The organism is Photorhabdus aballayi, from assembly GCF_026153155.1.
Classification (GTDB): Bacteria; Pseudomonadota; Gammaproteobacteria; order Enterobacterales; family Enterobacteriaceae; genus Photorhabdus; species Photorhabdus luminescens.
This window is the reverse complement of record NZ_JAPFCD010000015.1, coordinates 64795-79688: the sequence shown is the minus strand read 5'-3', so window position 1 is coordinate 79688 and position 14894 is coordinate 64795. Positions and strand designations below refer to the sequence as shown.

The 14894-nt window shown below is 37.7% G+C and carries 10 protein-coding genes; 5 read left to right on the top strand and 5 right to left on the bottom strand.

From position 1 onward, the window contains the following. Positions 1-23: 23 nt before the first annotated feature. Both selA and fdhE read right to left on the bottom strand, forming a co-directional pair. Positions 24-1415 carry an L-seryl-tRNA(Sec) selenium transferase gene (gene selA / locus OO184_RS10315; RefSeq protein WP_265379109.1) on the bottom strand — a complete coding sequence of 464 codons (1392 nt, stop codon included), beginning with the start codon at positions 1413-1415 and terminating at the stop codon, positions 24-26. A 21-nt stretch (positions 1416-1436) separates the two neighbouring features. After that, positions 1437-2366, bottom strand: coding sequence for a formate dehydrogenase accessory protein FdhE (fdhE, locus tag OO184_RS10310; RefSeq protein WP_265379108.1), 930 nt, complete (start codon positions 2364-2366; stop codon positions 1437-1439). 526 nt (positions 2367-2892) lie between these two features. On the opposite strand from fdhE, the gene OO184_RS10305 reads away from it, so the two are divergent. The 5 genes from OO184_RS10305 to OO184_RS10285 all read left to right on the top strand — a co-directional run bounded on the left by OO184_RS10305 (position 2893) and on the right by OO184_RS10285 (position 9804). Then, positions 2893-3846 carry a methyltransferase gene (locus tag OO184_RS10305; RefSeq protein ID WP_265379107.1) on the top strand — a complete coding sequence of 318 codons (954 nt, stop codon included), beginning with the start codon at positions 2893-2895 and terminating at the stop codon, positions 3844-3846. Between the two features lie 425 nt (positions 3847-4271). After that, positions 4272-5225: a methyltransferase gene (locus OO184_RS10300; RefSeq protein ID WP_265379106.1), complete on the top strand. Its 954-nt coding sequence runs from the start codon at positions 4272-4274 to the stop codon at positions 5223-5225. A 472-nt stretch (positions 5226-5697) separates the two neighbouring features. Further along, the gene (locus OO184_RS10295) at positions 5698-6651 is read left to right on the top strand and encodes a methyltransferase (RefSeq protein ID WP_265379105.1); all 954 of its coding nucleotides are present in this window, start codon (positions 5698-5700) and stop codon (positions 6649-6651) included. Positions 6652-7247: 596 nt separating this feature from the next. Continuing rightward, positions 7248-8201: a methyltransferase gene (locus OO184_RS10290; RefSeq protein WP_265379104.1), complete on the top strand. Its 954-nt coding sequence runs from the start codon at positions 7248-7250 to the stop codon at positions 8199-8201. A 646-nt stretch (positions 8202-8847) separates the two neighbouring features. Further along, a complete protein-coding gene (locus OO184_RS10285) occupies positions 8848-9804 on the top strand; it encodes a methyltransferase (protein ID WP_265379103.1) in 957 nt (318 codons plus the stop codon). Positions 9805-10166: 362 nt separating this feature from the next. On the opposite strand, the gene fdoI is transcribed toward OO184_RS10285, so the two are convergent. Genes fdoI through fdnG form a run of 3 tightly spaced genes read right to left on the bottom strand, consistent with a single transcriptional unit; the run spans position 10167 to position 14792 of the window. Next, entirely contained in the window at positions 10167-10808 is a 642-nt protein-coding gene (gene fdoI / locus OO184_RS10280; protein WP_265379102.1) for a formate dehydrogenase cytochrome b556 subunit, read from the bottom strand. After that, complete coding sequence (fdxH, locus tag OO184_RS10275) at positions 10805-11734, bottom strand: formate dehydrogenase subunit beta (RefSeq protein ID WP_265379101.1); 930 nt, start codon at positions 11732-11734, stop codon at positions 10805-10807. The genes fdoI and fdxH overlap by 4 nt, the downstream gene beginning before the upstream one ends. Before the next feature lie 10 nt (positions 11735-11744). After that, on the bottom strand, positions 11745-14792 hold the full coding sequence (gene fdnG / locus OO184_RS10270; RefSeq protein WP_265379100.1) for a formate dehydrogenase-N subunit alpha: 3048 nt from the start codon (positions 14790-14792) through the stop codon (positions 11745-11747). Positions 14793-14894: the final 102 nt, after the last annotated feature.

The following is a 14894-nucleotide window of genomic DNA, read 5'->3' as shown; positions in this document are numbered from 1 at the left end:
GAAAATTATTCTATTTCAAATAATTACAGCAATAGTGCCTGCAATAGCGCTTTTTCATCTTCAAGACAACGTAAATCCAGCCACAAACGCCCGTCGGAGATACGACCAATAACGGGTTTGGTTAATCCACGCCAGCGCCGGGCCAACCGTTCCAACGAGCTCCCCTGACCATCAATAGCGGCGAAAGTCAAAGCCCAACTTGGCAGACGATCAACCGGCAGTGAGCCACTGCCAATCTGTGAATAACATTGTTCGTCACGAACAATAAACTGGTCACCGTAACGCGTTTGAAGCTGAGGTAATAACCGTTGTGCCATATCATGCACTTGTTGTTGTGAGCGGGTTAATAAACGTAACGTTGGTAACTGCTGGCAAAGTTGTTCGGGGCGCTGATATAACCGCAATGTGGCTTCCAAAGCGGCCAGCGTCATCTTATCTGCCCGCAAAGCCCGTTTCAGCGGATGACGCTGAATGGCTTCTATCCAGTGTTTCTTGCCAAGAATAATGCCAGCTTGTGGTCCCCCCAGTAATTTATCACCAGAGAAAGTGACCAGATCGATGCCCTGATTCAGATAATCTTGAGGCATAGGTTCGGCTGGCAATCCATATTGCGCCATATTGATCATGGAACCACTGCCCAGATCAATGGCAGTAGGAATTTGCGAGGCTATTCCCAGAGTGGCCAATTCACGGCCAGACACTTCCGCGGTAAAACCGTCAATATTGTAGTTACTGGCATGCACTTTCATGAGGAGAGCGGTCTCTTCATTAATCGCTTGCCGATAATCTTTCAGGTGAGTGCGGTTCGTTGTGCCGACTTCAACTAATCGGCATCCTGCCTGAACCATCACATCAGGAATACGGAATGCGCCGCCAATTTCCACTAATTCGCCGCGAGAAACCACAACTTGCTTACCGGATGCCACGGTTGCCAGTAATAACAGCACGGCTGCTGCATTATTATTAACGATACAGGCATCTTCCGCCCCGGTTAATTCTCGCAGTAAATCCGCCAAAGCGTGGTCACGGTGCCCACGCCCGGCGCTATTGAGGGAATATTCCAATGTTACGGGTGAACGCATCGCTTGTGTTACAGCCTCAATAGCCGATTCTGCCATTAATGCTCGACCAAGATTGGTATGGATCACCGTACCACTGAGATTGAATACCGGCTTTAAAGCTAAAGTTTGTTTCTGTTCCAGTTGCTGACTAAGCGCCAAGGCCCAGTTATCACACCAATCAGGCAGTGCCTGATACTGCTTGATATAGATTCTGGCCTGCTCCTGCATTCCTCTTAATGTTGCAGTTACCAGCGTCTGTCCATATTGTTCCACGAATAGTGTTATTTGTGGCTCATGCAATAGACGATCAATGGCGGGGAGCTGGCTGTACAACAGGCTCGGTTTATATGTCATGGCAATTCCGTCAACTCACTATTACTCATTTGGGAACAAAAACGGATTGATGCTACTACGGGCAAAACCTTCCTCTTCCATTTTGGCATCAAGGATCAGTGAAGCTAAATCATCAGCAATGGCCTCAACTTTCGGATCTTTCTCCTGATAGAGAATTTTCAAATAACTCCCACAATCGCCGCAACTTTCCGCTTTCACGGCGGCTTGTTCGCTATCCAACGACCAATAATTAAGATCGCGAGTCTGTTCGCAATTACTGCATTTTACCCGTACCACATGCCATTCACTTTCACACAAACTACAATGTAAATAACGCAGTCCGTTGGTTGTGCCAATCTGAACCACACTCAAGACTGGCATACTGTTGCAAACCGGGCAAAACTGACGATGTTCACCATATTCTGCTCTCGCTTTTCCTGGGATTTGATTTGCCATTTGTGCCCAATAGAGGGAGAGTGCCGCCCAGATAAAAAGCGCTTTTTCAGGGCTGACCTTACTGAATTCATTTTTCAACAGAGCATCGGCCATCTGTTCCAGCTCCTGTTCCGACGCCTTTGTTAGATTATCCAGAGCGGCATTAACATGTTCCGACTCATCCGGTAATAATTCTGCTATCAGAGAGTGAAGCAATTTTTGCCAGTGTTCAGTGCGTTGGAAGGTTTTGCAATCCAGAGGTGGTTTACCTTCAATGACAGATTTTTCTAAGATATCCGTTATCTCCATTTGCAATGGATTATCATGCAACGCTTTTTGCTGAGCTTGGGCAACTTGTGCTGAAAAGTTAAGATACTCAACGAACGGGCTCTCTTCTGCCAGTTGCTGCAAGCGCTCTGCCCGACGTTGATAAAGGTTTCTTAGATTAGCGAAAAGCAGTGGTGGGATATAATCTGCTGCTTTTTCATTGATGCGATCTTTGCTTAGTTGTTCTTTAGGAACGATGCGAATACTCATTAAGTTCTATCTTCCTGCTATCTGCTTTAGGGGCTTTCAGGTTAATAATAATCTTAAGCTTGTTCTTAGTGCTCAGCATAGATCAAAAGTGGTTTCTGAGCTACAGAGATAATACTGGAAATGATGTAGTCAATGATGACCAATATATTCATGAAATGATTGCGAATTTTTGCATAACCATTCATTCTTTGTGTAAATTTTTCTGAAAGAAAAATATTATTAAGAAATTTCTTTCAATTTAATCTTAAAAATCCCTAAAAAGAGTTAATTGTGATTTTTAACATTCCTTTCTATTATATTTAATATGGTCTAATGATTAATTGACTCACACCTAAAAGCATATAATTAAAGTGAATAATTAATTGTAAAAAGAGAGTTAAGTTTTCATTGCCTCATAAGGAAAATATAGCAAAGTTAATAATTGTATTTTGGTTTAAATGCGTTTCAAAAATATATAGTTAGTTATAGTGGTACTATCTATATTTTATATAATAACCTCATTTAAAAATACAGAAAGGGTAATTCAATGCTAATCAATCTCATTACGTCATATAGAAAAACAGCCGCAATTTACACTTTTGTTGAAGCTGGTTTATCTATTCACTTTAAAAATGGAACCTATGTAGATATTAACAAACTTGCTGATCAATATGGTATTGATTATTCTAGACTTAATCGACTATGTGATTTCTTAACTGAAATAGGCGTATTGGTTAGCGGCAACGATGGGGTTGCACTTTCTGAGGAATGCAGCGCACTTGCTGATCCTGATAGTTTTGAATTCTTGACAATAAAATATGAAATCAATCGAGAACATTGGGATTCTTGGTTAATGTACCCAAAATCCTTACTGGAAAACAATGGTAAACCGGCATTTGATATGGCGCATGGAAAATCATTCTATGAGATTTGGGATAGTGATAAAGTGCTAAAATCAAATTTTGACGCTTTAATGTCAAAATATACAAATAAAATAATTAAAGAATTGCTTGTTATTTATGATTTTAATAAATATAACAGAATATTGGATCTGGGGGGGGGAGACGGAGAGCTTTTAATCAGAGTCAGTGAAAAATTCAAAGGAAAAGATTATGCTGTATTGGATAGATATAATGAAATTCCTATTTATGAGGGTATAGATTTCATAAATGGCGATTTTTTTGAGTCAATTCCGTCAGGTTATGATTTATATATTTTAAAGAATGTCCTCCATAACTGGCCTGATAATGATGCAATATCCCTTTTGAAGAATTGCCGAGAAATGATGGATGATAATGCAAATATCCTGGTAATAACCTTAATGAAAAAACAAAAATCCCCAATAGTTAAATCTGTCGATTTATTAATGGATATGCTATATTTAGGGAAAGAGCGTTATTTTAGTGAATTCGAACATCTAGCTAATCAGGCGGGACTCGTCGTTCGATCTTCTAAAGATTTAGATGAAATGTTTTCACTTATCGAATTAGGGATAAAATAAATATATCCCATCGTTGGGAAATATTTATGTAAAATATATGGCATCAATATATTTGGTGCCAACTTTTATTTTATATTAATGAAATATATATAGCAAAATTACTCTCTGACGGTAAAAACGATTAATAATTATATTTTATTTTTGAAGTTTATGAGAAGAGTTAATTGTGATCTTTGTCATTCCTTTTTGTCTAATTTAATATAGTCTGGTAGTTAACAATTCTGTTCCTAAAAATGCGTTATTAAAGTAAGTTGAACAATGTGAAAATAAGGAGAATTAAATCTTTATTATTTCAACAAGAAAAGGTAACAAAGCTAATAATCACATATTAGTTGTTGGAGTACCCAATTAATTATCATGGTATTTCATGCATTTTAGATAAAATACTTCATCTTTTTATAAGATAAAGACATAAGGATAACTCAATGCTAGCCGAACTTATTACATCGTATAGAAAATCAGCCGCAATCTACGCTTTTGTTGATACAGGCTTATCTATTCATTTTAAAAATGGAGCTTATGTAGATATAGATGAACTTTCCCGTCAGTGTGGTATTGATTATTCCCGACTTGAACGATTATGCGATTTCTTAATTGAAGTTGGGATATTGGTTAATCACGGCCATAAAGTCACTCTTTCTGAAGAATGCAGTGCGCTTGCTGATCCTGAGAGTATGGAGTCATTAATTGTAAAATGGGAGCTGAGTCCAGATTGTTGGAATGCTTGGTCAATGTATTCAAGATCTTTACTTGAAAATGATGGAAAACCAGCATTTGAAATAATGCATGGAAAATCATTCTTTGAACATTTGGCTAGTAATAAATTACTCAAATCAAATTTTGATTCTTCAATGTCAAAAGGCTCAGATAAAATCATTGAAAAGCTGCTTGATATTTATGATTTTAATCAATACAACAGAATATTAGATGTCGGAGGGGGTGAGGGAAATCTTCTGGTAAGAATCAGTGAGAAGGTAAAAGGAAAATATTACGCTGTATTAGATAGATATGATGAAATTCCTGTTTTGGATAATATATATTTTATGAATGGAGATTTTCTAAAATCAATTCCATCAGGTTATGATTTATATATTTTAAAGAATATTCTCCACGATTGGCCTGATGATAAAGCAGTATTAATTTTAGAAAATTGCCGTAAGGCAATGGATAATGATTCAAAGATTTTATTGATAAATTATATGAAAAAACCACAATCTAAAGCAGCGATATATGTAGACATGTTAATGGATGCACTATTTTCAGGAAAAGAACGTTATTTGACGGAATTCGAACGTCTGGCCAACCAAGCAGGATTAGTTATTCAAGATGTTAAGGATATTGATGAATTATCTTCAATTATCCAATTGGGAATAAAATAACGTAAAGATAATTATATGGATATTGCTTCTCTGAAAGAATATGTAACAAGCATGGTGTCAAGATATTTGGCGCCATGCTTGTTTTATATTAATAAAATGTATAGGTATTAAAATGGAGATTAGATTTATTCTCTGGGGGTGAAAATTATTTAAGTAGAAAAAAATAAATAGATTAAATCATTTTTTTTAAAATGCCTAAGAAGAGTTAATTGTAATCTTCATCATTTCTTTCTATTATATTTAATATAGTCTGATAAGGAACAATTTGAATCTCTAAAATGCATAATCAAGGTAAGTTAATAATTTATAAAATAAGGAGAATAATATCTTTATTATATCACGAGAAAAGATAATAAAGTTAATGATTACATTTTAGTTGTCAGAATACCTAATTAATTATCATGGTGTTTCTGATTTTTAGATAAAATAATTCATTTTTTTATAATATAAATATAAATATAAAGGATAACCAATGCTAATTGAACTTATTGAATCATATAAAAAATCAATTGCCATTTATACTTTTGTTGATACAGGTTTGTCTGTTCGTTTTAAAAACGGAGCCTGTATGGATATCAATGAACTTGCTAGTCAATATGGTATTGACTATTCGCGACTTAATATATTATGTGATTTATTAATTGAAATCGGAGTATTGGTTAGCAGCAATGGTAAAGTTGCGCTTTCTGATGAATGCAGTGCGCTTGCCGATCCTGAAAGTATAGAATCGTTAATAATAAAGTGGGAATTTGACTCAGATTTCTGGAACGCTTGGTTAATGTATCCAAAATCCTTGCTTAAAAATAATGGTAAATCGGCATTTGAAATAGCGTATGGAAAACCATTCTTTGAACATTTGGATAGCAATAAATTGCTCAGATCAAAATTTGATTCTTTAATGTCAAGAGAATCGGATAGAATGATTGAAAATTTATTTGATATTTATGATTTTAGTCAACACGATAAAATATTAGATGTTGGAGGAGGTAAAGGGGATCTTCTGATAAAAATAAGTGAAAAGGTAAAAGGAAAACATTATGCTGTGTTAGATAGATATAATAAAATTCATGCTCACGAAAATATAGATTTTATAGATGGAGATTTTTTTGAATCAATTCCATCAGGTTACGATTTATATATCCTAAAGAATATTATTCATGATTGGTCTGATAGTGAATCAATACTCATCTTAGAAAATTGCCGCAAGGCAATGCATAATAATTCAACTATTTTATTAATAACTTCAATGAAAAAACCACAATCTAGTGCAATGAAATCTTTAGATATGATAATGGATATGACATCTTTAGGGAAAGAACGTAGCTTAACGGAATTTGAGTATTTAGCTAACCAGGCAGGGTTGATCATTCAAGATGTTAAAGATGTCAATGAATCATTTTCAATTATCCAACTAGGAGTAAGATAAATTATAGATAATAGGGATCTTAACCAAATATAATGATATGGATATTGTATGTCTGATAAATCTATAATTAAGTATGGCATTAAAATATTTGATGCCATACTTTTATTTCGTATCAATAAAATGTTGAAATAGAATGTGAATTTAAATTCCATAATAATATTGGTTTAATGGCGAAAATAGTCAAATTAAGTTATATCTCCTTGTCTTATTTTCAAACATCCGGCAAAGAATTAATTGTGATCTTTATCATTTATTTTTATTGAATTTAATATAGTATAATAATTTACACTTGAAAATGGATAATCAAATTGATTTAACTACTTGGCAAGTATGGAGATGAAAATTATAATTTTTTCATGAGGAAAAAGTAACAAAACTGATAGTCACAATTTGGTAAAAATAATGTTGTTAAGATACTTAATCAATCGTCACGGTATTTCCAGCGTTTTAGATAAAACATTTCATTTGGATTTCAAGTTGTTTCGCGACAGCAAGGGAGCGAATCCCCGGGAACATAGATAACTATGTGACTGGGGTGAGTGAGCGCAGCCAACAAAGAGGCAGCTTGAAAGATAACGGGTATAAAGGATAACGCTATGCTAATCGATCTTATTACATCATGTAGAAAATCAACCGCAATTTATGCTTTTGTTGATATGGGTTTGTCTGTTCACTTTAAAGATGGGGCCTGTGTAAATATCAGCGAGCTTTCCCATCAATATGGTCTTGATCATTCTCGTTTTAGCCGGTTATGTGAATATTTAATCAAAATAGGGGTATTGGTTAGTAGCAATGAAGGGGTTGCACTTTCTGAGGAATGCAGTGCGCTTGCTGATCCTGAAAGTATGGAGTCATTAATGATAAGGTGTGAAGTTAGCCCAGAATACTGGAACGCTTGGTCAATGTATTCAAAATCATTGTATGAGAATAATAGTAAAACGGCATTTGAAATGGCGCATGGAAAACCATTCTTTGAATATTTGGATAATCATGAATTGTTCAGATCAAATTTTGACTCTTTTATGTCAAAAAACTCGGATAAAATAATAGAGAGAATACTCGATATTTATGATTTTAGTCAATACAACAGAATATTAGATGTTGGAGGAGGAGAAGGAAAGCTTTTAATAAGAATGAATGAAAAATTAAAAGGAAAACATTACGCTGTATTGGACAGATATAATGAAACTCCCGTTTTTGAAGATATTGAATTTATAAACGGAGATTTTTTTAAATCGGTTCCATCCGGTTATGATTTATATATTTTAAAAAATATTATCCATAATTGGTCTGATAATAACGCAGTATTAATTTTACAGAGCTGTCGAAAAGCTATGGATGATAATGCAACGGTTTTATTGATAAGCACAGTGAAAAAATTACGATTAGAAATAATTGACTCTACGGATATATTAATGGATGTACTATTATTAGGAAAAGAGCGTTATTTGGATGAATTAGAAGATTTAGCTCACCAAGCAGGATTTATCGTTAAAGGTATTAAAGATATAAATGAGAAATATGCAATTATTGAGCTAGGGGTAAAATAAATTATAGATAATCATGGAGTTTCACAAAGATAATCATATGGATATTGTTTCTCTGAAAATAGATATAATAAATATGGCATCAGAATATCTGATGCCATATTTTTATCTTATATTATATAAATATATAGATGTTAAAATAAATATAATTTTCATGGATATTATATTTTAAATATTGAAGTTTTTTAAAATTAATTAGCAATAGGTAGGATATGACTACCCTTAATTGATGATTTTTGGAAAGCAATTGGTTGATGTTTATTTTCCTGTTGCAGAAGTAGTACATTAAAAAATACCCTGTAATTTTTCAGGTTTTATAATTATCATTTCTTTTATAAATGAATGTAAATGGCAATATATACACCACGTTATTTTCTTATATTTAATTTTTAAGGATTATGAGAAGAGTTAATTGTGATCTTTGTCATTTTTTTTTATCAAATTTAATATAATCTGATAGTTAACAACTTACTGTCAAAAATGCGGAAGTAAGATGAATTGAATCTTTTCATGAAAAGATAACGAAGCTAATAATTACATTTTAGTTCAAATGGGTTGTCAGGATATCCAATCTATCATCATGGTATTTCTTGGGTTTTTGATAAAATACTTAATTTCTTCATAATATACAGATATAAAGGATGGTTCAATGCTAACTGAACTGATTGCATCAAATAGAAGATCAGCTGCAATTCATGCTTTTGTTGATACCGGATTATCTACTCACTTTAAAGATGGAATGTATGTCGATATAAGCGAGCTTTCACGTAAATCTGGTGTTAATTATGCTCGGTTTAGTCGATTATGTGATTTCTTAGTTGAAATGGGGGTACTGATTAATAACGATAACAAATTTAGGCTTTCTGATGAGTGCCAGGTGTTTGCCGATCCTGAAAGTTTTGAGACATTCATGATAAAGCTTGAAATTTGTTCATATTACTGTGATGCTTGGTTAATGTATGGAAAATCCTTATTTGAAGATGAGGGCAAATCGGCATTTGAAATGGCACATGGCAAACCATTCTTCGAATATTCGGATGATAACAAATTTCTCAAATCAAATTTTGATGCTTTAATGACAAGAGTCTCAAATTTAATTGTTGAGAAGTTACTTGGTATTTATGATTTTAGTCAGCATAATAGAATATTAGATGTTGGTGGGGGAGAAGGGCAGCTTTTAGCAAGAATTAGTGAAAAGATAACAGGAAAACATTACGCTGTATTGGATAGATATAATGAACTTCCCGTTTCTGACAATATAGAGTTTATCAATGGAGATTTTCTAAAGTCAATTCCATCGGGTTATGATTTATATATTTTAAAAAATATTCTCCATAATTGGTCCGATAGTGACTCAATACTTATTTTGGAGAATTTCCGCAAAATCATGGATAAAAACTCATCTTTATTATTGATAAATATGGTGAAAGAGCCGGAATTTTCTAGATCTTTTGATATATTAATGGATGTGTTATTTTCAGGGAAAGAACGTAGTTTTGCTGAATTCGAAAATCTGGCTAACCAGGCTGGGTTTGTCGTTCAAGAGACTAAACTTGTAGATCAATCATATTCACCATATTCATTTATCAAATTACAGATAAAATAAATTGTAGGAATTACAGATTATTCCTAAAGATGATTATATGGATATTGTGTCTTTGAGGAATTAATATATATAATAAAGCATCAAGTTTTTTGATGCTTTATTTTATATCAAAGAAATAGATAGATTAAAATAGAAAGTGAATTGAATTTAAAAATTTATGATAAAAAATAATTTAAATAAAAATACACTATACCCTATGGATTTCAAGATGCATTGCGACGGCAACGAAGCGAATCCAACAAAGAGGCAACTTGAAAGATAACGGATATAAACCTAATATCTCATTATTCCTTGCATTATTCGCACTTAATGAATCATAAGCAGGATATGACTATCCCGCTTATGATTATATTCGAAACGCATTAACGTTTCTCTTCTTGTTGTTCCTGTTTCATCACTTCACGATACCAACGTGGGTGATGTTTCTTCGCCCAACCACGGGTTACCCAACCTTCAACCATTGCCCGGAAAGATCCTTTCACCCAGAATGCGGCATAAGCGTGAACCATAATTGTCAGGATTAAACCAATAGCTGACATTGAATGGATTAGCAGTGCAATTCGAATTATTGGAATAGAGAAGAAATCAGCAAAATAGGGTCGCCAAATAACAACACCACTGACAACGAGTAATATCAGGCAAATACTGATAGACCAATATACCCCTTTCTGACCTAAGTTATATTGACCAATATCGCCCGCTTCTTCATTTTTTATAATCTTATGGATGTTTTTCAGCCATACAATGTCATCTTTGTCGATAAAATTATGTTTAAAATATCTGAAAAACATAAAGATAAATAAAATAAACATCACGGAACCCATAAATGGATGCAAAATCCGCGACAATTGAGGCGTACCGAAGATATTCATCAGCCAGTTAAACGAGGGGAAAAAGAATCCTAATCCACTAATGGCGGTAAATAAAAAACAGAGTACCACCGCCCAGTGGTTTATTCGCTCAACGGGTGAGTGACGGATAATAATATCTTTCTTACCTTTCATCGCGGTTCCTCCCCATTAGCTGACTTCGGTGAAGACTCTGCATCACGATGCGCATTTTCTTCGTCTTCTTCTGTTACCCGGTTCGGACCAATACCCACGTAATGGAAGAGGCTGGCAGCGAATGTGGCTGCAAATCCTACTGCGGCCAGCGGCTTCCAAATACCTTTCCAGAAAGTGACGGTCGGACTGATCGCGGGATTGTCCGGTAGGCCATGATATAGCTGTGGTTTGTTAGCATGGTGCAGTACATACATTACATGGGTGCCACCAACACCTTCAGGATCGTACAAGCCCGCATTCTCATAACCGCGGCCTTTCAATTCACTCACCCGTTCAGCCGCCAAATCCTTCATGGCTTTTTTGCTGCCAAAATGTATGGCGCCAGTCGGACAAGTTTTCACACAGGCAGGTTCCTGACCGACGTTAACGCGGTCAACACACAGAGTGCATTTATATACCCGATTGTCTTCTTTGTTGATCCGCGGCACGTTGAATGGACAACCGGCGATGCAGTAGCCACAGCCGATACAATGTTCCGACTGGAAATCGACAATCCCGTTTGCATACTGGATAATCGCTCCTTCGGCTGGACAAGCTTTCAAGCAACCTGGATCAGCACAGTGCATACAACCATCTTTACGGATCAGCCATTCCAGTTTGCCGTTCTCTTCAACCTCCGAAAAGCGCATCACGGTCCATGATTTAGCGGTTAAATCAGCCGGGTTATCATAAACGCCAACGTTATGACCGATTTCATCACGGATGTCGTTCCATTCAGAACAGGCCACCTGACAAGCTTTACAACCGATACAGGTTGTCACATCAATCAGTTTCGCGACGCCCTCTTGGTCATCCCGCACCCGTGGTGCAGGAGTAAAAGAATTTGTGGCAGAGCGGCGAATGATGTCTTGAGTTTGCAATGACATGATTTCTCCCTTACACCTTTTCTATATTAACCAGGAATGCTTTGAACTCAGGCGTTTGTGTGTTCGCATCACCAACAAATGGTGTCAACGTATTGGCAATGAAGCCTTTCTTCGCAGCCCCTTCAAAGCCCCAATGAATGGGAATACCGATAGTATCCACTTCACGACCGTGTACATTCAGGGTACGAATACGTTTGGTGACAACCGCTTTCGCTTTGATGTAACCACGATTAGAGCTAACTTTGACGGTATCACCGTGTTTGATGCCTTTCTTTTCTGCCAGTTTTTCACCGATTTCCACAAACTGTTCAGGTTGGATAATCGAGTTCAACAATGCATGTTTTGTCCAATAGTGGAAATGCTCTGTCAAGCGGTAAGTGGTTCCTACATAAGGGAATTTATCTGCCTTACCCATCGCTTCAAAGTCGCTCTTGAACACGCGGGCAGCCGGGTTGGATACCACATTGGGATGCAACGGATTGGTCCCTAATGGCGTTTCAAAGGGTTCATAGTGTTCAGGGAATGGCCCTTCCGCCATCTTATCAATAGCGAACAGACGAGCCATACCTTCCGGTTGCATGATAAATGGACCAACATCCGTTTCCGGCGCTGCTACGCTGTAATCAGCAGTATCGATGCCACCCCACTTAATACCATCCCACGTCAGTAACTGACGTTTCGCATCCCAAGGTTTGCCCCGAGGATCAGCCGATGCACGATTGTACAAAATACGACGATTTAACGGCCATGCCCATGCCCAACCTAGCGTATTGCCTAATCCTGATGGATCAGAGTTATCACGACGAGCCATCTGGTTACCTTCCGGCGTCCAGCTTCCAGCAAAAATCCAACAACCACTAGCGGTAGTACCATCATCACGTAGCTGCGCGAAAGAGGTTAATTGCTGACCTTGTTTCACTATGATGTTGCCACCAGCGTCAATGAGATCAACCAGTGCCTGACCATTACTCTCTTGGGCTACCTCTTCCGATGTGGGGCTGTCCGGGTTGAAATAATCCCAGGTCATGTTCAGCAGCGGTTCTGGCGATGCACCGCCTTCAATGCGGTACATATCCCGCATGCGTTTGAAGATACCGGAAAGGATCTCGCCATCACCGATAGCTTCTCCCGGCGCATCGGCACCTTTCCAGTGCCATTGCAACCAGCGACCAGAGTTAACAATTGAACCATTTTCTTCGGCAAAGCAGCAACACGGCAGGCGGAAAACTTCTGTCTGAATTTTGGATGAATCGACGTCGTTAAATTCACCGTGGTTCTGCCAGAAAGTTGAAGTTTCAGTATTAAGCGGATCGATAGTGATCAGGAATTTCAATTTCGACAGGGCATCAACAACTTTGTTTTTATTCGGAAAAGAAGCTACCGGGTTAAAGCCTTGGCAAATATAGCCATTCACTTCACCTTTCGACATCATGTCAAAAAATTGCAGAACGTCATAACCCTTGTCCCACTTCGGCAACCAGTCAAAACCCCAGTCGTTATCTTTACGAGCGTTATCACCGTAGAAACTCTTCATCAGGCTGATAAAGAATTTTGGGTAGTTACCCCAATAGTTAACCTGACCCGGCCGCATAGGTTTTGGCGTATTTGCCTGGAGATAAGTTTGCAGATCAGCCTGTTTCTCTGAGGGAAGTGTCAGGTATCCCGGCAAGCTTTGCGACAATAACCCCAAATCAGTCAATCCCTGAATATTCGAGTGACCGCGCAATGCATTAACACCGCCGCCCGCCATACCCATGTTGCCCAACAGTAGCTGGATCATTGCCATAGTTCGGATGTTCTGTGCGCCAACTGAGTGTTGAGTCCAACCCAGCGCGTACAGGAAAGAAGCGGTCTTATCCTTAACACAAGTTTCTGCAATATATTCACAGACTTTCAGGAAATCCTCTTTTGGCGTACCGCAAATATTACTGACGACATCGGGCGTATAACGGCTAACATGCTCTTTTAACAGATTCCATACGCAACGTGGGTGCTTAAGGGTGATATCACGTTGGGCAAAGCCGTTTTCATCCAGCGCATAGTTCCAACTGGTTTTGTCATATTGACGTTTTTCTGCATCGTAACCGCTGAACAGGCCATCATCGAACGAGTAATCTTCACGCACGATCAGACTGGCGTTGGTATACGCCTCAACATATTCATGATTTATCTTATCGTTGGTCAGCAGGTATAAAATTACACCGGATAAGAAGGCAATATCAGTACCAGAACGGATTGGAGTATAGAAATCCGCTACAGATGCTGTACGGGTAAAACGTGGATCAATCACGATTAACTTAGCGTTATTGTGGATTTTCGCTTCCATTGCCCAACGGAATCCCACAGGGTGCGCTTCGGCAGCGTTACCCCCCATAACGACGATCAGATTCGCGTTCTTAATATCAACCCAATGGTTGGTCATCGCACCGCGACCAAATGTTGGAGCAAGACTTGCTACCGTTGGTCCGTGTCAGACACGTGCTTGGTTGTCTACGGCCAGCATGCCGAGAGCGCGACTAAATTTTTGCGATAGATAACCTGTTTCGTTACTGGAAGCAGATGCACACAGCATACCTGTTGTCAGCCAGCGATTGACTGTCACGCCTTCTTGATTGGTTTTAATGAAATTGGCATCACGGTCTGCCTTCATTAACTTAGCGATGCGATCAAATGCCTCATCCCAAGTAATACGTTGCCATTTGTCGGAACCCGCTGCCCGATATTCTGGATATTTCAGACGGCTTTCGCTATGAATAAAATCAATCAAGCCAGCTCCTTTGGGGCAAAGCGCACCGCGGTTTACTGGATGATCAGGATCACCTTCAATATGGAAAATAGTTGCTTTTGCATTTTTTGCGCCATCGCCAAGGCTGTACATCAACAGCCCACAACCGACAGAACAGTATGTACAGGTATTTCGGGTTTCACGTGCACGCAACAATTTATAGTTACGTGTTTGTGCAAGGGCTGCGGTTGGCGCAAAGCCCAACGCTGCTACCGTCGTACCTGCCATACCGCCAGCGCAGATCTTAAAGAACTGCCTTCTGCTGACTTGCATGGGAATCTCCTCACTCACATTGTCTTAAACAGTGTCCATTCCATAATGGGAAAAATTTCAAATGCGTTCTTTCTTATTAAAACCACTTTCCGTAGCGGGATC